The 23825-nt window shown below is 64.5% G+C and carries 22 protein-coding genes; 10 read left to right on the top strand and 12 right to left on the bottom strand.

Annotation, left to right across the window (positions count from 1 at the left end; all coding sequences use genetic code 11):
* Positions 1 to 15: 15 nt before the first annotated feature.
* From G513_RS0104665 to G513_RS0104655, 3 genes are read right to left on the bottom strand one after another with little or no spacing between them, the layout of a single operon-like run.
* Positions 16 to 1467, bottom strand: coding sequence for a LutB/LldF family L-lactate oxidation iron-sulfur protein (locus tag G513_RS0104665; RefSeq protein ID WP_022975662.1), 1452 nt, complete (start codon positions 1465 to 1467; stop codon positions 16 to 18).
* A complete protein-coding gene (locus tag G513_RS0104660; protein ID WP_022975661.1) occupies positions 1464 to 2150 on the bottom strand; it encodes a LutC/YkgG family protein in 687 nt (228 codons plus the stop codon). Before G513_RS0104660 ends, G513_RS0104665 begins: the two co-directional genes overlap by 4 nt.
* The gene (locus G513_RS0104655; protein ID WP_033417135.1) at positions 2147 to 2941 is read right to left on the bottom strand and encodes a (Fe-S)-binding protein; all 795 of its coding nucleotides are present in this window, start codon (positions 2939 to 2941) and stop codon (positions 2147 to 2149) included. The genes G513_RS0104660 and G513_RS0104655 overlap by 4 nt, the downstream gene beginning before the upstream one ends.
* A gap of 119 nt (positions 2942 to 3060) precedes the next feature.
* Between G513_RS0104655 and G513_RS0104650 the strand changes: the two genes are divergently transcribed.
* Entirely contained in the window at positions 3061 to 3765 is a 705-nt protein-coding gene (locus tag G513_RS0104650) for a FadR/GntR family transcriptional regulator (RefSeq protein WP_022975659.1), read from the top strand.
* Between the two features lie 18 nt (positions 3766 to 3783).
* On the opposite strand, the gene G513_RS24665 is transcribed toward G513_RS0104650, so the two are convergent.
* The 3 genes from G513_RS24665 to ilvN form a co-directional block, all read right to left on the bottom strand.
* Positions 3784 to 5805, bottom strand: coding sequence for a hypothetical protein (locus G513_RS24665; protein WP_022975658.1), 2022 nt, complete (start codon positions 5803 to 5805; stop codon positions 3784 to 3786).
* A 235-nt stretch (positions 5806 to 6040) separates the two neighbouring features.
* On the bottom strand, positions 6041 to 7057 hold the full coding sequence (ilvC, locus tag G513_RS0104640) for a ketol-acid reductoisomerase (protein ID WP_028475137.1): 1017 nt from the start codon (positions 7055 to 7057) through the stop codon (positions 6041 to 6043).
* A gap of 96 nt (positions 7058 to 7153) precedes the next feature.
* A complete protein-coding gene (ilvN, locus tag G513_RS0104635) occupies positions 7154 to 7666 on the bottom strand; it encodes an acetolactate synthase small subunit (RefSeq protein ID WP_022975656.1) in 513 nt (170 codons plus the stop codon).
* A 169-nt stretch (positions 7667 to 7835) separates the two neighbouring features.
* Between ilvN and ilvB the strand changes: the two genes are divergently transcribed.
* Both ilvB and G513_RS0104625 read left to right on the top strand, forming a co-directional pair.
* Positions 7836 to 9689: a biosynthetic-type acetolactate synthase large subunit gene (gene ilvB / locus G513_RS0104630; protein WP_022975655.1), complete on the top strand. Its 1854-nt coding sequence runs from the start codon at positions 7836 to 7838 to the stop codon at positions 9687 to 9689.
* Between the two features lie 13 nt (positions 9690 to 9702).
* Complete coding sequence (locus G513_RS0104625; protein ID WP_022975654.1) at positions 9703 to 10458, top strand: ATP-binding protein; 756 nt, start codon at positions 9703 to 9705, stop codon at positions 10456 to 10458.
* A gap of 123 nt (positions 10459 to 10581) precedes the next feature.
* Here G513_RS0104625 and G513_RS0104620 read toward each other — a convergent pair whose 3' ends face one another.
* From G513_RS0104620 to G513_RS0104595, 6 genes are all read right to left on the bottom strand, one after another.
* Positions 10582 to 10839 (bottom strand): acyl-CoA-binding protein, encoded by a 258-nt coding sequence (locus G513_RS0104620; protein WP_022975653.1) that lies wholly within the window; start codon positions 10837 to 10839, stop codon positions 10582 to 10584.
* A gap of 61 nt (positions 10840 to 10900) precedes the next feature.
* Positions 10901 to 11404 carry a dihydrofolate reductase gene (locus G513_RS0104615; RefSeq protein WP_022975652.1) on the bottom strand — a complete coding sequence of 168 codons (504 nt, stop codon included), beginning with the start codon at positions 11402 to 11404 and terminating at the stop codon, positions 10901 to 10903.
* Positions 11401 to 12246 (bottom strand): alpha/beta fold hydrolase, encoded by an 846-nt coding sequence (locus G513_RS21380; protein ID WP_022975651.1) that lies wholly within the window; start codon positions 12244 to 12246, stop codon positions 11401 to 11403. Before G513_RS21380 ends, G513_RS0104615 begins: the two co-directional genes overlap by 4 nt.
* A 10-nt stretch (positions 12247 to 12256) precedes the next feature.
* Positions 12257 to 13051 carry a thymidylate synthase gene (locus G513_RS0104605; protein ID WP_022975650.1) on the bottom strand — a complete coding sequence of 265 codons (795 nt, stop codon included), beginning with the start codon at positions 13049 to 13051 and terminating at the stop codon, positions 12257 to 12259.
* A 4-nt stretch (positions 13052 to 13055) separates the two neighbouring features.
* A complete protein-coding gene (gene lgt / locus G513_RS0104600; protein WP_022975649.1) occupies positions 13056 to 13865 on the bottom strand; it encodes a prolipoprotein diacylglyceryl transferase in 810 nt (269 codons plus the stop codon).
* 37 nt (positions 13866 to 13902) lie between these two features.
* Positions 13903 to 15099 (bottom strand): class I SAM-dependent rRNA methyltransferase, encoded by a 1197-nt coding sequence (locus G513_RS0104595; RefSeq protein ID WP_022975648.1) that lies wholly within the window; start codon positions 15097 to 15099, stop codon positions 13903 to 13905.
* Positions 15100 to 15267: 168 nt separating this feature from the next.
* On the opposite strand from G513_RS0104595, the gene ndhC reads away from it, so the two are divergent.
* The 7 genes from ndhC to nuoH are packed head-to-tail and all read left to right on the top strand — an operon-like array spanning position 15268 to position 23819.
* Positions 15268 to 15717 carry an NADH-quinone oxidoreductase subunit A gene (gene ndhC / locus G513_RS21375; protein ID WP_366511649.1) on the top strand — a complete coding sequence of 150 codons (450 nt, stop codon included), beginning with the start codon at positions 15268 to 15270 and terminating at the stop codon, positions 15715 to 15717.
* A gap of 25 nt (positions 15718 to 15742) precedes the next feature.
* On the top strand, positions 15743 to 16405 hold the full coding sequence (locus tag G513_RS0104585) for a NuoB/complex I 20 kDa subunit family protein (RefSeq protein ID WP_022975646.1): 663 nt from the start codon (positions 15743 to 15745) through the stop codon (positions 16403 to 16405).
* Between the two features lie 12 nt (positions 16406 to 16417).
* Complete coding sequence (gene nuoC, locus G513_RS0104580) at positions 16418 to 18208, top strand: NADH-quinone oxidoreductase subunit C/D (RefSeq protein ID WP_022975645.1); 1791 nt, start codon at positions 16418 to 16420, stop codon at positions 18206 to 18208.
* 16 nt (positions 18209 to 18224) lie between these two features.
* Entirely contained in the window at positions 18225 to 18743 is a 519-nt protein-coding gene (gene nuoE, locus G513_RS0104575) for an NADH-quinone oxidoreductase subunit NuoE (RefSeq protein WP_022975644.1), read from the top strand.
* A complete protein-coding gene (nuoF, locus tag G513_RS0104570) occupies positions 18740 to 20053 on the top strand; it encodes an NADH-quinone oxidoreductase subunit NuoF (protein WP_022975643.1) in 1314 nt (437 codons plus the stop codon). Before nuoE ends, nuoF begins: the two co-directional genes overlap by 4 nt.
* A gap of 20 nt (positions 20054 to 20073) precedes the next feature.
* Positions 20074 to 22812: an NADH-quinone oxidoreductase subunit NuoG gene (gene nuoG / locus G513_RS0104565; RefSeq protein WP_022975642.1), complete on the top strand. Its 2739-nt coding sequence runs from the start codon at positions 20074 to 20076 to the stop codon at positions 22810 to 22812.
* A complete protein-coding gene (gene nuoH / locus G513_RS0104560) occupies positions 22809 to 23819 on the top strand; it encodes an NADH-quinone oxidoreductase subunit NuoH (protein WP_022975641.1) in 1011 nt (336 codons plus the stop codon). The genes nuoG and nuoH overlap by 4 nt, the downstream gene beginning before the upstream one ends.
* Positions 23820 to 23825 lie beyond the last annotated feature (6 nt).

The raw sequence follows: 23825 nt of genomic DNA, 5'->3' as shown, positions 1-23825 counted from the left end.
CCGGCAGCGGCAGCGCTACTTCCGTTGCCGTCTTCGCTCCGCCAGCAGATCACGCAAGGATTTCGAGGCCGGCTTCAATGGCGCCCTCGCCTGCGTCCATCCGCCTTGCCAGGGCGGCGTCAGCCAGTTCAGGCGGGCGGCGAACCAGACCAGCAGCCGATAGAGCGCGGGATGGCTGTAGAGCAGGCGCCAGGCTTTCCAGGCCAGCGCTTCGGCCAGTTGTCGCACTTCGCCCTGCCCGCGCAGCGCCTGCTGCGGTGGCGTGGCGGACTGCGCAGCGCTGTGGCGGCCGGCTTCGCGCAGGCGCATCAGCATGTCCGGGATCGGGATGCCCACCGGGCAGACCTCGCCGCAGGCACCGCAAAGGCTGGAGGCAGTCGGCAGATGCCGGGTCTCTTTCAGGTTCTGCAGGTGCGGCGAAATGATGGCGCCGATCGGCCCCGGATAAGTCGTGCCGTAGCTGAGCCCGCCGACCCGCGTGTAGACCGGGCAATGATTCATGCAGGCGCCGCAACGAATGCACTGCAAGGTCGCCCGGAAGCGCTCCTCGCGATAAGCCTGGGTGCGGCCGTTGTCGAGCAGGATCAGGTGCATCTCGCGCGGCCCGTCCTTTTCACCATCGCGACGCGGCCCAGTGATCACATTGAGATAGGTGGTGATCGCCTGGCCGGTGGCGGAGCGGGTCAGCAGCGCGAACAGCGGCGCGACGTGCTCCAGCTTCTCGATGACCTTCTCGATGCCGGTGATGGCAATGTGTACGTCCGGCACCGAGGTGCAGAGCCGACCATTGCCCTCGTTCTCGACCAGCACCAGCGAGCCGGTCTCGGCGACCATGAAGTTGACGCCGGAAACACCGATGCGCGCCGCCGAGAACTTGTCGCGCAGCGCGCGGCGGCCGATGGCGATCAGTTCGTTGACGTCGTCGGTGAGCGGCGCACCCTTGATGTGCTCGTGGAAGATCTCGGCGACATCCTGCTTGGTCTTGTGGATGGCCGGCATGATGATGTGGCTGGGGCGATCGCCATCGAGTTGCAGGATGTACTCGCCCATGTCGGTCTCGACACACTCGATGCCCTGCGCGGCCATCTCGTGGTTCAGCTCGATCTCTTCGCTGACCATCGACTTGCCCTTGACCATCAGGCTGGCGTCATGGCGCCGCGCGAGGTCGAGGAAGATGCGATTGGCATCGGCCGCCGTTTCGGCCCAGTGCACCTGCACGCCGAGCGAAGTGAGCTTGTTTTCAAGCTGTTCCAGCAGCTCCGGCAGCTTCGACAGCGCCTGCTGACGCACCGCTTCTCCGACCTTGCGCAGGCGTTCGAAGGCTTCGAGATCCGGGAACTGCTGGGCTCGGCGATCGATCAGGAAATCCATGGCGCCAGTGAAGCTGTCGCGCAGCTTCGGGTCCTTCAGCGCGGCGCGCGCATTGGCCTGGAAATCGGCCAGCTTGATGGCCGTTGCGCCACTCATGAGCGGACTCCGTCCTGCACCAGCAGGATCACCAGTTCGCGCGGCCCATGAGCGCCGTAGACCAGCATGCGCTGGATGTCGGCGGTCTTCGACGGGCCGGTGATGGTCAGCAGATTGCTCGGCATCGCACTCGCCCAGCCGTAGTGCCGCATCGCCGATAGCAGCGAATCCTGCAGCTGGCTCGTCCGCAGCAGCGCGATGTGCAGTGGCGGCACCAGCGACAGCGTGCGCGGCTCCGCAATGCTCGGCATCACCAGCAGACTGCCGCTGGCAGCAATGCCACCAAGCGTGGTGGTGATGCCGGCGTCCGCTGTGAACAGTTCAGGCTTGAGTGCCGAAATCTCGCGATCGAACCAGCGCAGTTGCTGGGGCGGCACGCAGGCTTGAAGCGTGTCGGCGATCTCGCTGCCCGGACCGGCAAACAACTGGCGCGGCGCACGCGCAAGCAGCAGCGCCTGCAGAGCTTCCGGCCATCCGGCCTGAGTGGTTTCGATGACTTCGGCACGCCAGCTTCGCGCGTGACGGATGAAGCGCTGGGTGCGCGTTTCTCCCGACGGGTCGGCAAGCAGTGGCAACAGCGCAGCAGAGACATCCAGCGGCGCGCTCTGCGGATCGCGCGTGGCGGCGCGCAGGCGTTCGAAGATCGCGCTGCGCGCGCGCAGCGACTCGGCGGACGCGCTCACCGAGCTTCCCCGCCATCGAGGCGTTCGCGGATCAGGCTGGCGATGTGCTGGCCGCGCATCAGATCACGGCGCTTCTTGAGCATCAGGTTGAGGCTCAGCAGGCAGCCGCAGTCGGCGCTGACCATCGCGTCGCAATCGGTGGCGCGGATGGCGTCGAGCTTGTCGGAAGTCATCGCGGCGGAGATTTCCGGATGCTTGACCGAGAAGGTGCCGCCGAAGCCGCAGCACTCGGATTCATGGGCGTGCTCCACCAGTTCCACGCCGGGCAGGCGGCTCAGCAGTTCGCGGCCGCATTCCAACGTACCCATCTCGCGGCGCGCGCTGCAGGCCGTGTGCAAGGCCACCCGCAGCGGCCGGCGGCTGGCGCTGTCCAGTTTCAGATCGGCGACGTTCAGCAGGTAATCGGTGAATTCGATAGTCCGCGCCGAGATCGCTTCGGCTTTCGACAGCTTCACGGGATCATTCGCGAACAACTTCGGCCAGTGATGCTTGAGCATGCCGCCGCAGGAACCGGAGGGCACGACGATCGGCCAGGGCTCCGGAAACAGATCGAGCTGCGCGGCGGCGACCTTGGCCGCTTCCTCGGGGAAGCCGGTGGTGTAGGCCGGCTGGCCGCAGCAGGTCTGCCGGACCGGAAAGTGCACGTCGACGCCACTGCGTTCGAGCACGTCGATGGCATCGAAACCGGCTTCCGGCGCGAACATGTCGATGACGCAGGTGGCGAAGAAATAGACGTTCCGTTTGCCGTCGCGGGCTACGGATTCTCGTGGGGATGCGGGTATTGGGGACATGGCCTCCTCCTGGAGCGCTTTTCGGCTTTCGCCCAGCGCATTCATGTTGTCGTGGAGCCGAGTCTGGTCATCGGTAGGCCGGCTGTGATATTGGTCGGACCAATTCGGAAATCACTGTCATGAGCGAACCCTTGTTGCAGCGTGGCGACGCCGTCGCGGAAGCGATCGAGCGGGCGATCGTGGCGCGCGAATTCGAAGACCGGCTGCCGCCCGAACGGGCACTGGCCGAGCGCTATCGGGTATCGCGCGGCACGGTGCGGGAAGCGATTGGCAAGCTGGTGGCGCGCGGTCTGCTGAGCCGCCGGCAAGGCGCCGGCACTTTCATCAACGACGACACCGATCGGCGCACCGCCGAGATCTGGTCCGACATGGTCGATCGCCATCCGCGGCTGCAGGAAAGCCTGATCGAGTTCCGCACGATGATGGAATGCCGCACCGCCGAACTGGCGGCGACGCGACACACCGCCGCGGATCGCCGGCGCTTGCAGCAGGTGGCGCGCGATGTCGATGCCGCTTACGGTGCCAGTGACCGGCGCGTGCAGATCGAGGCCGACGTGGCCTATCACCGGGCGATCGCCGATGCCGCCCACAACCCGGTGTTCTCCTACCTGATGGGCTCGCTGCTGAACCTGCTGCACGACCACGTCCAGCTCAGCATTGCCGGCATGCAGCCGGACACGGAACCGTCACGGCAACTGCGTGCGCAGCATCAGGCGCTGATCGACGCGATCCTGTCCCGCGACTCCGCAGCAGCCGGCCGTGCTGCCGGCCGGCACATGGATTACGTGCGAGTGCAGCTCAACGATCTACGCAGCGTGGCGTAAGCCGCTGTCGCGGTCGCGTCAGGGCGCAACGGTGGCCTGATTCTGCCGGGCGATCTTTGCCTCGGCCTTCGCGAGCGCCTGCTTGAAGCGTGGATCATCGCGATAGCCATCCCAGATCGGCGACAGCCGCAGGTCGGCCAGATTCTGCGCCGTGGGATCGTCGGCCAGCGCGCCCAGAGCGTCGAGTGCTTCGTCACGCAAGCCCGCCAGTGCCAGGATGCTCGTCTGCGCGTCGCGCGTCGCGAAGCTCGCGATCTGGTCGTTGCCAGCAGACTCGACCGCCAGCCGGGCGTCGCGTCGCGCCGCTTCGGAATCACCGAGGCCGGCTTCGATCATCGCCAGACTGGCCTGCAGAATACTGTCGCCACCCAGGCGCTCGCGCAGGTCGGCAATCCGGGCAAGGCCTTCCTTGAAGGTGGCCGTCGCCGCCTTCTCATCCCCCTGCCAGCGCTGGGACCAGCCGAGCAAGGGGTAGTAATCCAGGGTGCCGCCGTCCAGTTCGAAATCCGGTGCCGCCAGCGCCGCCCGGTAGCCCGCGATGACGGTGGAGAAATCACGGCGAACGGTCGCCAGCGACAGCTTGACGCTCATCATCCAACCGCTTTCGATGTCGAGCGGCTGCGAATCGAGCAGGCGACCTGCCGACTCGATGTCGCCCTCGTCCAGATAGCTACCGGCCTTCTGGGAGATCAGGACAGCATTGCCCGGATTCAGCGCGAGTCCACGGTCGAGCCAGATTCGGGAGGCCGCCGTGCGGCCGAGAATGGACAACGATTGGACGAGCATCGACACGAAGGAGATGTTGCCGGGATCGAGCGCGATTGCCTGCTGCAGCAATTCGATCGACCGCTCGTAGTGGCCGGCGCGACGCTCCACGAGCCCGCGCGCGCCGAACACTTCGGCGCTGTTCGGCAGGCGCTGGCCCGCTTCAGCAAACGCTGTGCGCGCGCCGTCGAAATCGAGCGTGCGATAGAGCAGATAGCCGCGCGCCAGCCAGCTTTCGGCGGCCTCCGGTGCCAGCTCCATCGCCTTGGCAGCCTCACTGCGCGACGCTTCGAGCCGCCCGCTGTCGAGATCCAGCCTGTTGAAGTGGATCAGGCCATCGACGATCGACTTGTAGGCCCAGGCCTGTGCGAAGCCGGGATCCAGGCGCACCGCTTCGGCGAAATTCTCCGAGGCCGCGCGCAGCAGCACCGGCGAGAACGCCGCCTTGTGGCCTTCGAGGCCGCGCAGATAGGCGTCATAGGCAGCAGGATTGAGCGTCGGCTTGCGCGCCAGCTGCTGCCGCTCTTCACCGCTGAGCCGCGCGTCCAGCGTCTGCGCGATGGCCGTGGCCACCTCGCCCTGCACGCCGAGAATGTCATCGGTGCCGCGATCGTAGATCTCGCCCCACAGATGGGTGTCGTCGGCCGCGCGGATCAACTGCACATTGATCCGGACCTTGTTGCCGACCTTCTGGACACTGCCTTCGAGGATGTGGGCGACGCCGAGCCGGGCAGCGATCTCCTTGAGATTGCCCGGATGGCCGCTGTATTCGGCGGTCGAGGTCCGCGAGGTCACGTGCAGCGCGCCGACCTTGGCCAGCCGGGTCAGGATCTCGTCCTGGATGCCGGTGGCGAAGTAGGCGTTTTCGGCATCCGCCGACAGGTTCTCGAACGGCAGCACGGCAATCGATTTGTCGGCAGATGCGGCGGCGGGCTTGCGCAGCGCCAGGCGATCCGTCAGCAGCAACACCACGGCCAGCGCCAGCACCGCGATGATCCAGCGATCCATCGTCTTGCCGGTCTGCCGGGTCACCGATTCGCTGCGATCGATCTCGCTTTCCAGCTTGATGCCCTGCGGCGTCCATTCGTAGAACCACGAGAACAGCATCGCGAACGGAAAGCCGATCACCACGGCGATGACGACGATCCGAACGGTCTCGTTCGGGATATCGAAGAAAGGAAACACCTGCGTGGCGATCTGCACCAGCAGCCAGGCGGCGCCGGCATAGAACAGCGCCGCGCGATGGACGTTGCGGCGCTGCAGTTCGAGGAGCAACGAGGGGCGACTCACAGAACTCCCGGAAACCGTGTCATGGCAGAACGTCGGCCGAAGGATAACCCGCCTTATGTCTTCCGCCGACGGAAACGAATCAGGGCGCCGAAGCGCCCTGATCGTTCACAAACAGACTTCAGTCTTGAATCACACGGCAGAAGGTCAACAAGCCGACTCGTCTTGCCGTCGATCCCATGCCGACAGCACGCGTGGGTCCCTCGCCGGGTGACTCGCGTCTTTAATTTTTCGTCTTGTCGACCAGCTTGTTCTTCGAGATCCACGGCATCATCGCGCGCAGACCGGCGCCGACGGTTTCGATCTGGTGCTCGGCGGCAATGCGACGACGCGCCTGCATCATCGGCTGGCCAGCCTGGTTCTCGAGGACGAAGTCACGAGCGAACTTGCCGGTCTGGATGTCGGCGAGGACGCGCTTCATTTCCTTCTTGGTTTCTTCGGTGATGATGCGCGGGCCGGTCACGTAGTCGCCGTATTCGGCGGTGTTCGAGATCGAGTAGCGCATCGTCGAGATGCCGCCTTCGTACATCAGGTCGACGATCAGCTTGAGTTCGTGCAGGCACTCGAAGTAAGCCATTTCCGGCGCGTAGCCGGCTTCGACCAGCACTTCGAAACCCGCCTGCACCAGCGCCGAGGCGCCGCCGCAGAGCACGGCCTGTTCGCCGAAAAGATCGGTTTCGGTCTCTTCGCGGAAGTTGGTTTCGATGATGCCGGCGCGGCCGCCGCCATTCGCCGAGGCGTAGCTCAGGGCGATCTGCTTGGCGGAACCGGAGGCGTCCTGGTGGATCGCGATCAGGCTCGGCACGCCGCCGCCCTGGGTGTAGGTCGAGCGCACGGTGTGGCCGGGGCCCTTCGGCGCGACCATGATCACGTCGAGATCGGCGCGCGGCTGGATCAGGCCGAAATGGATGTTGAAGCCGTGGGCGAAGGCCAGCACGCCGCCTTCCTTCAGATTGTTGACCACGCTCTGCTCATAGATCAGGCGCTGGTCCTGGTCCGGGGCGAGGATCATGACCACGTCGGCGGTCTTCACCGCGTCGGCGACTTCGAGCACCTTGAGGCCGGCGTTGGCGGCCTTGACCCAGCTCTTCGAGCTCTTGCGCAGGCCGACGGTAACGTCGACACCGGAGTCCTTGAGGTTCAGCGCGTGGGCGTGGCCCTGCGAGCCATAGCCAAGGATCGTGACCTTGCGCGACTGGATGATCGAAAGGTCGGCGTCTTTATCGTAGAAAACTGAAATGCTCACAGCGGTTCCCTCTCGTGGGACGGATGAAGCGCGGATGCGTCTTCGGTGGATCGGATCGTTATTTACAGCTCGTTTCTCGAGGCCGACGTTTCAGACCGGCGCAGCGAGCACGGTGGTACCGCGTGCCAGGGCCGCGGTGCCGCTGCGCGCCAGTTCGAGCACGCGGGCCAGGCCGGAGATTTCGGCGACAAAGTCGTTGACCTCGGCGCCGGTGCCGGTCAGCTGCACGGTGCGGGTGGCTTCGGTCTCGTCGAGAATCTGGCCGTGGTGGCGGACCACGCAGTCGACGACCGGCTGCAGGTTGAGCGCATCGACCCGGACCTTGAGCATCAACAGTTCGGCTTCGATGTGATCGCGGCCGGCGAGATCGATGATCTCGACGATTTCGATCAGCTTGCGCGACTGCTTGATGATCTGTTCGACGACCGATTCGCTGCCGTAGGTCACGAGCGTCAGCCGGGACAGGCTGGGATCGTGAGTCGGCGCGACCGATAGCGACTCGATGTTGTAGCCGCGGGCCGAGAACATGCCGGCGACACGCGCCAGCGCGCCTGCTTCGTTCTGAAGCAGGATGGAAACGATATGTCTTTGATCTTGACGCATAGGGCGCGCACGGTAGCCGCACATTGCGTCTTGCGCAAGACGGGAACGGGCCGGAAACAGTGCGGACATGCTATAAAAGCGCCCCTTTTGGCGCTGCAGAGCGTCAAACGCACCGTTAACGCGCAACTTCTCCCGCGCACTACCCGCGACCCAACGAGCATTCGATCCGATGAACGCACCGCTGCAGCACGACACGCACCCCCTCGCCGGCCAGACGATGAGCGGCGCCGACATCATCGTCCAGGTCCTGGCCGATGAGGGTGTCGATGTCGTCTTCGGCTATTCGGGTGGCGCGATTCTGCCAACCTACGATGCGATCTTCCGTTTCAATGCCGCCAATCCGAGCGCCAAGGGCGAAGACCCGATGCCGCTGATCGTGCCGGCCAACGAGCAGGGCGCCGGCTTCATGGCTGCCGGCTATGCACGGTCCTCGGGCCGGGTCGGCGTGGCGCTGGTGACGTCCGGCCCGGGTGCCACCAACACCGTGACTCCGGTGCGCGATTCGATGGCCGACTCCACACCGATCGTGGTCATCTGCGGCCAGGTGCCGACTTCGGCGATGGGCACCGACGCGTTCCAGGAAGCGCCGATCAGCAACATCATGGCCGCCTGCGCCAAGCACGTGTTCCTGGTCACCGATCCGAGCAAGCTCGAAGCCACCGTGCGCACCGCGTTCGAGATCGCCCGCACCGGTCGTCCCGGCCCGGTGGTCGTCGACGTGCCGAAAGACGTGCAGAACTGGAAGGGCGTGTTCACCGGCCGTCGCGACGTGCTTGGCCGCCTGCCGGTGCCGGGCTATCGCGCCCGCCTGCGCGTGACCGATGAAGCGCGCATCGACGACGCTTCCCTCGCCCGCTTCCACGAGCTGTTCAAGGCGGCCAAGCGGCCGATGATCTATGCCGGCGGCGGCGTCATCCACGCCGAAGCGGCCGAGCAGCTGCGCGCCTTCGCCAACGAGTACCGCATCCCGACGGTGATGACCTTGATGGGTCTCGGCGCCTACGACACCACCGATCCGCTGTCGATGCACATGCTCGGCATGCATGGCACCGCCTACGCGAACTACGCGATCGACGACTGCGATCTGCTGATCGCGATCGGCGCCCGCTTCGACGATCGCGTGGCCGGTGTGCCGTCGAAGTTCGCCCGCAACGCCAAGGCGATCCTGCACTTCGATGTCGACGCCTCCGAGATCAACAAGGTCAAGCGGGTGACCTGGTCGCACGTCGGCAATCTGAAGGTGGCGCTGACCCAGGTGCTGGCGCATGGCCGGGCGCAGAACTTCAAGCCGGACTACCGCGAATGGCATGGCCACGTGGCCGAGCTGAAGCGTGTCCACGCGATGAACTACGACCGCGCCTCGGCGACCATCCAGCCGTACGCGATCATCGAAGCGATCAACCGCATCACCAAAGGTGACGCGATCATCGCCACCGGCGTCGGCCAGCATCAGATGTGGGCCGCGCAGTACTTCGATTTCCGTCAGCCGCGCCTGTGGCTCACCTCCGGTTCGATGGGCACGATGGGCTTCGGCCTGCCGGCGGCGATCGGCGCACAGTTCGCCAATCCGAAGAAGATCGTCGTCGACATCGACGGCGACGCTTCGGTGCGGATGAACATCGGCGAGATGGAAACGATCACCAACTACGGCCTGCCGATCAAGGTGGTGGTGCTGAACAATTCCGGCGACGGCATGGTTCGCCAATGGCAGAAGCTCTTTCACGAAAGCCGCTTCTCGGGCAGCGACAAGACACTGCACAAGAAGGATTTCGTGAAAGCCGCGCAGGCCGATGGCTTCGAGTACGCCGTGCAGCTGTCGAACCCGGCGGACATCGATCGCGTGGTCGGCGAGTTCGTCGCCTTCCCTGGTCCGGCCTTCCTCGAAGTGGTCATCGATCGCGATGCCGGCGTCTATCCGATGGTCGGCCCCGGCATGAGCTACGCGGAGATGATCACCGGCGACTGGATCGCGTCACGTGAACCGCCGAAGGTGCTCGACGTCAGCAAGACTCAGCTGTTCTGAGCGGGCGCCCGAGATGAACGCGGAAACGCTTGCCTGGCGCTGGCGCAATGGCGCGCTGCAGCCGATCGCCTTCCCGGCGACGGTGCAGCTCGACCATCTACTCGGCGTCGATCGCCAGAAAGCGGCGGCGGTGCAGAACACCGAGCAGTTCGTTGCCGGCAAGCCTGCCAACCACATCCTGCTGACCGGCTCGCGCGGCACCGGCAAATCCTCGCTGGTGAAAGCGCTGCTGACCGAGTTCGCGCCGCGCGGCCTGCGGCTGGTCGAGGTTCATCCGCAGGATCTGGTCGATCTGCCGGATGTCGTTGCCCCGCTGCGGGGACGTCCGGAGCGCTTCGTCCTGTACGTCGACGATTTCTCGATCGCCTCCAATGATTCGGCGCTGACTGCGCTGAAGGCCGCGCTCGATGGCGGCATCGAAGAACCGGCCGAAAACGTGCTGATCTACGCGACCAGCAATCGCCGGCATCTGACACCGCAGCTGAAATCCGACAACGCCGAATATCGCTGGGAAAACGATGAGCTGAACCCCGGCGAATCGACCGAGGAAAAGGTCGCGCTGTCCGAGCGCTTCGGCCTGTGGCTGAGCTTCCAGCCGTTCAGCCAGGTTCAGTACATCGACGCCGTGCGCCTGCATCTGTCGCGACTCGGCGTGACGAGCTGGAACGACGAGCTGAAAGTGCTGGCGCAGCGCTGGGCGCTGAATCGCGCTTCGCGCTCGGGGCGGGTTGCGCAGCAGTTTGCTCGGGACTACGCGGGGCGAAACTGACAGGCTTGCCATTCAAGGCAAGCCTGTCAGTTTCGCGCCCGGCCATGGATGGCCGGGCCGGGTCTCCGAAGAAGAGCGGGTTCGCGACAGGGCGCCGGGGAAATGCTTTCCGAACAAGAAGCTTCAGCCCAGCATCGCCTTCACCTTGGCAACGTACTGCGTCATCGCCGCATCCGTCTTGGTGCCCTTGAGCTTGGCCCAGGCGTCGTACTTGGCGCGGTTGACCATGTCGAGCATGCCTGGCCGATCACCGCTGGCGTCGCCCGATGATCCCTGCTTGAACAGCGCGTAGAGCGTCAACAGATCTTCGTTGCTCGGGCGCTTGGTCAGCGTCTTGACGTCGATCTGGGCTTGGGCGAAGGCGGCTTTGAGGTCGGCCATGTCGGTTTCTCGAGGTTATGTGAACAATTGTTCTGAGACGGCTTTATAGCAGCCGCGAGCGTCAGGACTCAATCGTTTTCGAGCGCTGCAAGGTAACGAAGCGGAAGGCATGGACGTGGCGCTCATCGGCCGGATGGGCTTCGCTGGCGATGGTCTGCCACTGGGCAGCGTCGATCGCCGGAAACAGGGTGTCGCCCTCGACCTCGGCCAGCACCTCGGTCAGTTCCAGTCGGGTCGCCAGCGGCAAGGTCTGGCGATACAGCTCGGCGCCGCCGATCACCACCAGCTCCCGCCCCTGCCCGGCATTCAGCACCTGATCGAGGCTGGCAAACACCGTGGCGCCGGCCGGCTTGAACGTGGCGTCGCGGGTCAGCACCCAGTTGTCGCGATCCGGCAGCGGACGGCCGAGCGACACCCAGGTCTTGCGGCCCATCAGCACGGTCTTGCCAACGGTCAGGCGCTTGAAGCGCTTCAGGTCATCCGGCAGCCGCCAAGGCAGATCACCGTCGCGGCCGATCACTCGGTTCTGCGCCAGTGCGGCGATCAGAGTCAGCTCGGTATTCATGGCTGGGCAGTGCGGTCCAGCACATCGATGATTTCCTTGATCACCAGATCCGGCCGATTCCACAGCACGAAATGTCCTTGATCCGGAACGACAACGACCTTGCCGTTCGGCTTCGGCAACACCTTTTCGGCATAGGCTGCCGTGCGTGGATCGACCAGCTCGTCTTTCGCGCCCTGCAGGACGGTGATCGGCATTTTCAGGCTCGCCCAGCGCGGTGTCTGCTTTTCCAGCTCGCCCACCAGCGGCATGATTTCCTGGTTCGACCAGACGAAGTCCTTCGGGGCGATCAGCTTGACCAGCCACAGGGTCATGGCGACGTTGTACCAGCGCGGCTGCTCGGTATTCGGATCGATCGACGGCGCCACCAGAACCGCACCGCGCACCTGTTGGGGATAGCGCATCGCCAGTTCGGCGGCGATCGGCCCGCCCAGCGAATGGCCGACCAGCAGGGTCGGCGCGCCGGGACCGTCGAGCAGCGGCGCCAGTAGGCGCGCCTGATCGGCCATCAGCGGCGCGACCCGGCCGGGATCGGAAGCACCGAAGCCGGGACGGTCGACGGAGATCATCGTCGCCCGCTTCTGCAGTTCCGGATCGGCCATGAAATGCGCCCAGGCTTTCCAGCCGCCCGGCGTGCCATGCAGGAACAGGATGCGCGCCGGGCCGTCGCCGATCTGCCAGTAGTGGATCGTCCGGTCGTCGATCGCGTAGCTGTGCTCGACCGGCTTCGGTGGCTGCGGGAACAGCTCGTCGACCGAGCCCATCGGATACGGCGGATTCTTCGCGGCAACCGCAGCGCTGATCAGCAGCAGACCGCAGGCAACGATCCATCGTCCGAAGCGCATGGATGACCTCTCAGACCGCGACGGGAGCCTTGATATGCGGATGCGGCTCGTAGCCGGACAGGACGAAGTCCTCCAGCTTGAAGCCGAACAGATCGGTGACTGCCGGATTGATCGTCATCGTCGGCAGCGCCTTCGGCTCGCGACTGAGCTGCAAGCGGGCCTGTTCGAGATGATTCGAATACAGGTGGCAGTCGCCGCCGGTCCAGACGAAATCGCCGGGCTTCAGCCCGGCGACCTGGGCGATCATCAAGGTCAGCAGCGCGTAGCTGGCGATGTTGAAGGGCACGCCAAGGAAGATATCGGCGCTGCGCTGGTAAAGCTGGCAGCTCAACTTGCCGTCGGCGACATAGAACTGGAACAGCGCGTGGCAGGGCATCAGTGCCATCTTGTCCAGCTCGCCGACGTTCCAGGCCGACACCAGCAGGCGCCGCGAGTCAGGCGTCTTGCGCAGCTGCTCGAGCAGCTGCTTGATCTGATCGACGTGACGGCCGTCGGCCGTCGGCCAGCTGCGCCACTGGCGGCCGTAGACCGGGCCGAGTTCGCCCTGCTCGTCCGCCCATTCGTCCCAGATCGATACGCCATGCTCTTTCAGGAACGCGGTATTGGTGTCGCCACGAAGAAACCAGAGCAGTTCCACGGCGATCGACTTCAGATGCAGCTTCTTGGTCGTCAGCATCGGGAAGCCCTTGGCCAGATCGAAGCGCATCTGGTGGCCAAAGACGGAGCGGGTGCCGGTGCCGGTGCGGTCGGTCTTCTCGGTGCCGGTGTCGAGCACCAGCTGCATCAGGTCGAGGTATTGGCGCATCGTCTCAAACCTTGTTTCGTTGGTAGGCCACGATCATGAACGTGATGCCGGCCAGCAGCATCGGCACGCAGAGCTGCATGCCCATCGTGAACCAGCTGCTGCCGTACAGATAGCCAAGCTGGCTGTCCGGCACGCGGACGAATTCGACGGCGAAACGGAAGCTGCCGTAGAGGATCAGGAACAGGCCGCTGATCGCCATCCGCGGGCGCGGCTTCGAGCCGAACCACCACAGGATCAGCAGCATCGCCAGGCCTTCGAGGCCCGCTTCGTAGAGCATGCTCGGATGGCGCGGCAGGCCGTCACCAAGCTTCGGGAACACCATGCCCCAGGGCAGCGTAGTCGGCGCACCGTACAGCTCGCCATTGATGAAATTGCCGATACGGCCGGTCAGCAGGCCGAAAGGCACGGTCACGGCAATGAAGTCGGTGACCGTCCAGAAGCTCAACTTGTGCTGGAACGCGTAGACCTGCATCGCCACCAGCACGCCGATCAGGCCACCGTGGAAGGACATGCCGCCCTCCCAGATCCGGAAGATCACCAGCGGATCCTTGAGGAAGATCAGCTCGCCGGCCTTGTCGACGTTGTAGAAGAACGTGTAGCCGATGCGACCGCCGAGGATCACCCCGAGCACGCCGTAGAACAGCACGTCCGACACCCGTTCCGGCGTCCAGAATTTCAGCCAGTCGTAACGACCGCGCCGGCAGCTCAGCCAGTAGAAACCGGCAAAGCCGAGCAGATACATGATCCCGTACCAATGGATCTTGACCGGCCCGAGCGCCAGCGCGATGGGGTTGAAATCAGGGTGCGTCAGCATGCCTGTCAAGGTCTCGAAGGGGCCGCGCGAATTCTAGCTAGGAGAACTGCTCGTTGATCGAGCTGGCCACGTAGCCCTTCAGATAGCGGGTTTCCGGAATCGCCGGGTGCACCGGATGATCCGGCCCCTGCTCCAGGGTTTCCAGGATCTGCAGGCGCTTCGCCGCAGCTCGCGATTCGCGCAGCAGCACGCGCTGCAGTTCGTCCGCGGCCAGATGGTGCGAGCAGGAGCAGGACACCAGCACGCCGCCCGGCGTCAGCAGGTTCAGCGCGGCGCGGTTCAGGCGGCCGTACAGGCCGAGGCCTTCCTCGTGATCGCGCTTGCGCTTGATCAGCGCCGGCGGATCGACGACCACGACATCGTAGCGGCGGCCGTCGACAGCCAGCTGCTTCATGACGTCGAGCGCATCGCCCTTGATGGTCTCGATCTTCTTGCCGTTCAGCGCGGCATTGCGTTCGGCGGCCGCCAGCGCCGGGGCCGAGGAATCGACGCAGGTGGCCGACGCGGCACCATGGCCGAGGCCGCGCAGCGCCCAGCCTCCGACGTAGGAAAAGACGTCGAGCACGGCGGAATCCGGCTTGATGTAGCGGGCCATGCGATCGCGGTTGTCGCGCTGATCGAAGAACCAGCCGGTTTTCTGGCCGCCGCGCATGGCGATCTCGAACTTGACGCCGGATTCGTCGATGACCACGGTTTCCGGCACGTCGCCGACTTCTTCGACGTACAGCGGCAGGTTTTCGGCTTCGCGGGCGGCGCTGTCGTTGCGCAGCACGATGCCGCGCGGCGAGAACGTCGACTGCAGCGCTTCGATCAGGCGCGGTTTCAGGTGCTCCATGCCGGCGGTGCCGATCTGCACGACCAGCACGTCACCGTAGCGATCGACGACCAGGCCCGGCAGACCATCGGCCTCGCCGAACACCAGGCGGTAGAACGGCTGGCTGTAGAGCTTCTCGCGCAGCGAGGCGGCGGCCTGCAGCCGGCGCGACAGCCATTCGGCATCGAACACGGCATCGTACTGGCCGGTCAGCAGGCGGCCGCAGAGCAGGGCTTGAGGATTGATGTAGCCGGCGCCGATCGGCTTGCCGCGACCATCCTCGAAGCGGCACAGGCTGCCAGCGGCGACCGACTTGATCGGCGTGCGGGCCGTGTCGATTTCATTGGAGTAGATCCACAGGTGGCCGGCGCGCAGGCGGCGGTCCTCCTGGGTTTTCAGGCGGATGATCAGATTTGACAAGGGAGGAGGTCGGGTAAAGCCCGTGACAGGGTGTCATCGGGTAGGTGTTCTGCGTATCATACCGATCATCTGAAAAAAGACCCCTCCCGCGGAGTTTTGTCGCTAGTCGACATCGCGATTAGGGCTAGTGCCAACGATCTTGCAAGAGAGCGAGCGGGCGTGGAATTCATAAGCTCATACACCCCCCAAACCTGGGCCTTCGGCCTCTATGTCGGCGCCGTGCTGTTCGTCGTCGCCTTGATGGTCGGCCTTTCGTCCGTGCTCGGCAGCCGCAACAACGGCCGGGCGAAGAACGAGGCGTTCGAGTCCGGTGTGGTCGGCGTCGGTGGCGGCCATCTGCGCTTTTCGGCCAAGTTCTACCTGGTGGCGATGTTCTTCGTGATCTTCGATCTCGAAGCCGTGTTCCTGTATGCCTGGGCCGTGTCGATCCGCGAGAGCGGCTGGGCCGGTTACATCGAGGCCTGCGTCTTCATTGCCGTGCTGCTGATCGGCCTCGTCTATGTCTGGCGTCTGGGTGGTCTGGACTGGGCGCCGAAAACGCTCGCCGGCCGCCGCAGCCTGCCGCAGCTAAATCCGCCTGCCGATGTGGTTGTACCTCCTCCGCCAGTCAAGAATTGACCAGCCAGCGCCCTCGCCATTGATCATGGAATACGCCTTAAAGCGCATCGACAAGAACGGCCAGACTCACTCCCCGACCCCGCCCGGCGTCAATTCCGGCGAGGGCTACATCGAGGATGAGGTCAGCAAGAACATCGTGTTGACCAAGCTGTCCGATCTGGTCAACTGGAGCCGCAAGAACTCGATCTGGCCTTACAACTTCGGCATTTCCTGCTGCTATGTGGAAATGGCGACGGCGTTCACCGCTGTCCACGATCTGGCCCGCTTCGGTTCCGAAGTCATTCGCGCCTCGCCGCGTCAGGCCGATCTGATCGTCATCGCCGGCACCTGCTTCCAGAAGATGGCCCCGGTCGTGCAGCGCCTGTACGAGCAGATGCTCGAACCGCGCTGGGTGATCTCGATGGGTTCCTGCGCCAATTCCGGCGGCATGTACGACATCTATTCCGTGGTCCAGGGCGTCGACAAGTTCCTGCCGGTGGATGTCTACATCCCCGGTTGCCCGCCGCGCCCGGAAGCCTTCCTGCAGGCGCTGCTGCTGCTGCAGGACTCGATCGCCGAAGAGCAGCGTCCGCTGTCTTGGGTGGTGGGTGATCAGGGCGTCTATCGCAAGCCGATGCCGGCCGAGCGTGATCGCAAGCAGGCGGCCCGCAATGCGGAGACGATTCTGCGCAGCCCCGATTCGGTCTGAGATCGCATACAGATGGCCGACGACGCCCCTCTGAAGAACCCCAATATCCGTCCGCCGGTGGTGCTGCCGCCAGTGGTGCGCGAGCTGTTCGATCGCTTCGGCGAAACCAACCTCGTCTACCAGGCTTCGAAAGACGATTGCCCGACTGTCTGGGTGCCGCTGGAACTGCGTGACCCGGTGCTGGTGTTCCTCAAGCACCACGTCGCCAACCCTTACAAGATGCTGCTGGACTTCCACGCCGTTGACGAGCGCATGCGCCGCAACCGCCAGGGTCTGCCGCCGTCGGACTTCACGCTGTTCTATCACCTGCTGTCGATCGACCGGAATTCCGACGTTCGCATCAAGGTGGCGCTGATCGGCGAGTACCCGGTGGTCAAGTCGATCACCAACATCTGGGCCAACGCCAACTGGTACGAGCGCGAAACCTGGGATCTGTTCGGCATCAAGTTCGAAGGCCATCCGAACCTGCAGCGCATCCTGCTGCCGCGTTACTGGAAGGGTCACCCGCTGCGCAAGGAATATCCGGCGCGCGCGACCGAGTTCGATCCCTACCTGCTGACCGCCGGTCGTCAGGACGAGGAACAGAACGCGCTGATGTTCAACCCCGAGGAATGGGGCATGAAGCGGTCCGAGAAGGACCATGACTACATGTTCCTGAATCTCGGCCCGAACCATCCGTCCGCGCACGGTGCCTTCCGCATCGTGCTGCAGCTCGATGGCGAAGAGATCGTCGACTGCGTGCCGGACATCGGCTACCACCATCGTGGTGCCGAGAAGATGGCCGAGCGCCAGTCCTGGCACACGTTCATTCCGTACACCGACCGCATCGACTACCTCGGCGGCGTGATGAACAACCTGCCGTACGTGCTCGCGGTCGAGCGCCTGGCGGGGATCAAGGTGCCGGCGCGAGTCGAAGCGATCCGCGTGATGATGGTCGAGTTCTTCCGCATCACCTCGCACCTGCTGTTCCTCGGCACGTTCATCCAGGACGTCGGCGCGATGACGCCGATCTTCTTCATGTTCACCGACCGGCAGAAAGCCTACGACGTGATCGAGTCGATCTGCGGCTTCCGCATGCATCCGGCCTGGTTCCGGATCGGCGGCGTCGCTCACGATCTGCCACAGGGCTGGGATCGCAAGGTCAAGGAATTCCTCGACTGGTTCCCGAAGCGGCTCGATGAATACCAGCGCGCCGCGCTCGACAACTCGATCCTGCGCAATCGCACGATCAATGTCGCCCAGTACAACGCCGAAGAAGCCATCGAATGGGGCATCACCGGCCCCGGCCTGCGTGCCACCGGCGTCGATTACGACCTGCGCAAGAAGCGGCCGTATTCGGGCTACGAGAACTTCGAGTTCGAAGTGCCGCTCGGCAGCAAGGGCGATGCTTTCGATCGCGCGATCGTCCGCATCAACGAGATGCGCGAAAGCTGCAAGATCATCCGCCAGTGTCTTAGCCACATGCCGGCCGGCCCGTACAAGGCCGATCACCCGCTGACCTGCCCGCCGCCGAAAGAGCGGACTCTGAAGGACATCGAAACCCTGATCACCCACTTCCTCGGCGTCAGCTGGGGACCGGTGATGCCGGCGAACGAGTCCTGCCAGCTGATCGAAGCGACCAAGGGCATCAACAGCTATTACCTGACGTCCGATGGCTCGACGATGAGCTACCGCACGCGCATCCGCACGCCGAGCTTCCCGCACCTGCAGGCGATCCCCTACATCATCAAGGGAGCCATGATCCCCGATCTGATCATGCTGCTCGCCACCATTGACTTCGTGATGGCCGATGTCGACCGCTAACGTGACCCCCACTGTTATGAAGCTGGCCGACCTCGTGGCCGGCCAGAGCCTGCCGGCGACGCCGCCCTACGTGATGTCCGATGAGGAACGGCACGAGATCGAACACTGCCTGCATCACTACGACGACAACCGCGCCGCGTCGATCGACGCGCTGAAGATCGTCCAGAAGAAGCACGGCTGGGTGCCGGACGCCGCGATCGCCAAGATCGGTGAACTGATCGGCATTCCGGCTGCCGATGTCGAAGGTGTTGCGACCTTCTACAACCTGATCTTCCGTCGGCCGGTCGGCCGCAACGTGATCAAGATCTGCGACAGCATCTCCTGCTACCTGACCGGGTACGACGAAGTTCGCGAAGCGATCAGCGCTCATCTGCGCATCAACCTCGGCCAGACCACCGCGGACAACCGGTTCACCTTGCTGCCGATCTGCTGTCTCGGCGCCTGCGACAAGGGCCCGGTCGCGATGATCAACGACGACACCGTCGTGAACCTGTCGCCCGAGACGATTCCCGCCTTGCTGGAGCAGTACAAGTGACTGCAAACCTCGCCGAAACCAAGCCACTGACCGCCAACATCGTTGCCGGTCGTGCGCCGCTGAACCTGAAGGAATACTCGGCCGCCGGTGGTTACCGCGCGGTACGCAAGGCGCTGAAGGAAATGGCGCCGGGCGATGTCACCAAGACCGTCAAGGAAGCCAACCTGCGCGGCCGTGGCGGCGCTGGCTTCCCGACCGGCGTCAAATGGGGCCTGGTGCCTAGCCTGGAAAAATCACCGGGCAGCCGCTACCTGGTCTGCAATGCCGACGAGATGGAGCCGGGCACCTTCAAGGATCGCCTGCTGATGGAGTCCGATCCGCATTCGCTGGTCGAAGCGATGATCGTCGCCGGCTATGCGATCCAGGCCACTCGCGCTTACATCTTCCTGCGTGGCGAATACATCGAAGCGGCGAAGAACCTGAATGCCGCGATTGCCGAAGCGAACGCCGCCGGCTTTCTCGGCAAGGACATTCTCGGCTCCGGCTGGAGCATGGACCTGCACGTCCACACCGGTGCCGGCCGCTACATCTGCGGCGAAGAAACCGCGCTGATCAATTCGCTGGAAGGCCGCCGCGCCAACCCGCGCGCCAAGCCGCCGTTCCCGGCGATCGCGGGTCTGTGGGGCAAGCCGACGGTGGTCAACAACGTCGAGTCGCTGTGCAACGTCCAGCACATCGTCAACAACGGTTCGGCCTGGTTCCTGGGCCTGAACCAGGGCAAGAGCAAGGACGGCGGAACCAAGCTTTACGGCATCTCCGGCCGCGCCAAGAAGACCGGCCTGTGGGAACTGCCGATCGGCACCACGGCGCGGGAAATCCTCGAAGTGCACGCCGGCGGCATGAAGGACGGCCTGAAGCTCAAGGCCTGGCTGCCGGGCGGCGCGTCGACCGATTTCCTGACCCCGGATCATCTCGATCTGGCGATGGACTTCGACACCATCGCCAAGGCCGGATCGCGCATGGGCACGGGCCTGCTCACGGTCGTCGATGACCGTCAGAACATGGTCAGCGTGGTCCGCAATCTGGAAGATTTCTTCGCTCGCGAATCCTGCGGCTGGTGCACGCCCTGCCGTGACGGCCTGCCGTGGACCTACAAGACGCTGGTTGCGATGGAACGCGGCGAAGGCCGCCCGGGCGACATCGAGATGCTCGAAAAGATGACCCGCTTCCTGGCGCCCGGCCGCCCGTTCTGCGCCCATGCGCCGGGTGCGATGGAGCCGCTGCAATCGGCACTGAAGTTCTTCCGCGGCGAGTTCGAAGCCACGATCAAGAAGATCGACAAGACCACTGCGACTCACGCAGCGGCCTGACCTAAGGAATACGACACCACGTGGCCATCATTCACGTAGACGGCAAGGAATTCACGGTAGACGGAGCAGACAACCTGCTTCAGGCCTGCCTGAGCCTCGGGCTCGACATTCCGTATTTCTGCTGGCATCCGGCGCTCGGCAGCGTCGGCTCCTGTCGCCAGTGCGCGGTCAAGCAGTATCGCGACGTCAACGACACCACCGGCCGCATCGTCATGTCCTGCATGTCGCCGGCCAGCGACGGCACCTACATCACCATCGACGACGCCGAGTCGAAGTCGTTCCGCGAGAGCGTCGTCGAATGGCTGATGTCGAACCATCCGCACGACTGCCCGGTCTGCGAGGAAGGTGGCCATTGCCATCTGCAGGACATGACCGTGATGACCGGCCATGCCGCCCGCACCTATCGCTTCACCAAGCGCACCCATAACAACCAGGACCTCGGCCCGTTCATCGGTCACGAGATGAACCGCTGCATCGCCTGCTATCGCTGCGTCCGTTATTACAAGGATTACGCTGGCGGCAAGGATCTCGGCGTCTACGGCTCGGCGAGCCGCGTCTACTTCGGCCGCGCCGAAGACGGCGTGCTGGAATCGGAATTCTCGGGAAATCTCACCGAGGTCTGCCCGACCGGCGTGTTCACCGACAAGACCCACAGCGAACGCTACAACCGCAAGTGGGACATGCAGTTCGCGCCCAGCATCTGCCAGGGCTGCTCGGTGGGCTGCAACATCTCGCCCGGCGAACGCTACGGCGAACTGCGTCGCATCGAGAACCGCTACAACGGCACCGTCAACCATTACTTCCTGTGCGACCGCGGCCGCTTCGGCTACGGCTACGTCAACAACAAGGATCGTCCGCGCCAGCCGATGCTGAAGCGCGATGGCCAGTTCGCGACGATCAGCGTCGATGACGCGCTGCTCAATGCCGCGAACCTGCTGAAGACGGCGAAGGGCGTGGTCGGTATCGGTTCGCCGCGCGCCAGCCTCGAATCGAATTTCGCGCTGCGCCAGCTGGTCGGCGCCGGCAACTACTTCGATGGCCACGCCGCTGCCCAGGGCGTGCTGGTCAAGCGCATTGCCGAAGTGCTGCGCACCGGCCCGGTACCGACCGGAAGCCTGCGCGGCATCGAATCGGCCGACGCCGCGTTCGTGCTCGGTGAGGACGTGATGAATACCGCCGCTCGCGTGGCGATGGCGCTGCGCCAGGTCGCCCGCGGCAAGGCGACGCAGATGGCCGCCGAGAAGCACATTCCGGAATGGCAGGCGATCGCGATCGCCGACATCGGTCAGCACCACAAGCACCCGATCTTCATCGCCACGCCGGATGCCACGCGCATCGACGAGCTGGCGAAGGAAACCATCCGCGCCGCACCGTCCGATCTCGCCCGCCTCGGCTATGCCGTCGCCAACATCATCGATCCGGCCTCGCCCGCCGTTGCCGGCCTCGATGCCGAGACCACCGAGCGCGCCCAGCGGATTGCCGACACCCTGCTCGCTTCGACCAAGGCGGTGATCGTCTCGGGTACCGGTGCCGGTTCGGAATCGGTGATCAATGCCGCCGCCAACGTTGCCTGGGCGCTGCATGCCCGCGGCAAGATCGCCGAGCTGATGCTGATCGTCCCGGAAGCGAACAGCCTCGGCACCGCGCTGATGGCGGCTCCGAGCATCGACGAAGCCTTCAAGGCAATCGAATCAGGCAAGGCCGACACCCTGGTCGTGCTCGAGAACGATCTCTATCGCCGCGCGCCGAAAGCCCGTGTCGATGCCGTGCTGGCCAAGGCCAGGCTGATCGTCGTCGATCATCAGATGACCGAAACCGCCGAACGTGCCGAGCTGCTGCTGTCGGCCGGCAGCTTCGCCGAAGCCGATGGCACCCTGGTGTCGAACGAAGGCCGCGCCCAGCGCTACTTCCAGGTTTACGACCCGGCCTATTACAAGCCGGAAACCAAGATCCGCGAAAGCTGGAACTGGCTGCATGGCGTGCGCGCCCAGCAGCTCGGCGCGTCGCCGGTCTGGGAACAGCTCGACCACGCGACGGCCGAAATCGCCGCCGTGCTGCCGGTGCTGGCTGGCATCGTTCACGCAGCGCCCGGTGCCAAGTTCCGCATCACGGGTCTGAAGATCGCTCGCGAACCGCATCGTTATTCGGGCCGCACCGCGATGCGCGCCAACCTGTCGGTGCATGAGCCGCGTCAGCCGCAGGACGCCGACACCGCACTCGCCTTCTCGATGGAAGGCCATAACGGCGTGCAGGCCGGCGAGCGTCCTGCTGCGCTGACGCCGTTCGCCTGGGCACCCGGCTGGAACTCGCCGCAGTCCTGGAACAAGTATCAGGACGAAGTCGGTGGTCATTCGCTCGGCGGTGATGCCGGTGTGCGTCTGATCGAACCCGCCGCCAACGCGCCGAAGGTGCCGGCCTACGCCAACCACGTGCCGGAAGCGTTCAAGGCGCAGGCGGGCGAATTCCTGGTCGTCGCTTCTCAACACCTGTTCGGCAGCGAAGAACTGTCTGCCAAGGCGGCGCCGATGCAAAGCCGCATTCCGGCCGCGCACGTGGCGTTGAACTCGGCCGATGCCGAAACGCTCGGCCTGGCCGATGGCTCGATGGTCGACGTGCAGATCGATGGCCTGACGATCCGTCTGCCGCTGCAGCGCCGCGCTGAACTCACCGTCGGTACCGTCGCGATGCCGATCCTGCCGGGCGTGCCGTTCACCGTCACCGGTGGCAACGCCAAGATCAGCGGAGCCGTGCGCGCATGACTGCGATCATCGAGTTCCTGACTGCTCCGGCGATCGTTGCGATCATCGTCGAGGTCCTCAAGGGCCTGGTGATTCTGTTCGGCATGGTCATCTTCGCCGCACTGCTGATCTGGGTCGAACGCCGTCTGCTCGGGCTGTGGCAGGACCGCTACGGCCCGAACCGCGTGGGGCCCTGGGGGCTCGGCCAAGTGGTTGCGGACATGCTCAAGATCTTCTTCAAGGAAGACTGGATTCCGCCATTCGTCGACAGGCCAACCTTCATCATGGCGCCGATGATCGCCATGGGAACGCTGATGCTGGCGTTCATGCTGATCCCGCTCACGCCGACCTGGGGCGTGGCGCCGGACCTGTCGATCGGCGTGCTGTTCTTCTTCGCGATCGCTGGCCTCGAGGTCTATGCGGTGATGCTCGGCGGCTGGTCGTCGAACTCGAAGTACTCGCTGCTTGGCGGGCTGCGCTCGGCGGCTCAGATGGTCAGCTACGAAGTGTTCATGGGCATCGCGCTGATGGGCGTGGTGATGTGGACCGGCTCGTTCAAGCTCAGCGACATCGTCGCCTACCAGGCCCAGCACGGCTGGTTCATCGTGTCGCAGTTCTTCGGCTTCTGTACCTTCTCGCTGGCCTCGATCGCGGTGGTCCATCGCCATCCCTTCGATCTGCCGGAAGCCGAACAGGAACTGGCGGCCGGCTATCACACCGAATACTCGGGCATGAAGTTCGGCATGTTCATGGTTGCCGAGTACGTGGGCGTGGTGCTGGTTTCGGCGTTGCTGGTGACCCTGTTCTTCGGCGGCTGGCACGGCCCCGGCGTCGAAGCGATGCCTTGGCTGGCTTTCCCTTACTTTTTCGTCAAGACCTTCATCTTCGTGATCATCTTCGTCCTGCTGCGCGCGGCTCTGCCCCGCCCGCGTTATGACCAGGTGATGGCCGGCGGCTGGAAGTTCTGTCTGCCGCTGTCGGTGATCAACATGCTGGTCACCGGCGCCTTCGTGCTCTCGAATCCGTAAAGACTC

Source organism: Nevskia ramosa DSM 11499, from assembly GCF_000420645.1.
Lineage (GTDB): Bacteria > Pseudomonadota > Gammaproteobacteria > Nevskiales > Nevskiaceae > Nevskia > Nevskia ramosa.
This window is presented reverse-complemented; position numbering and strand designations above follow the sequence as displayed.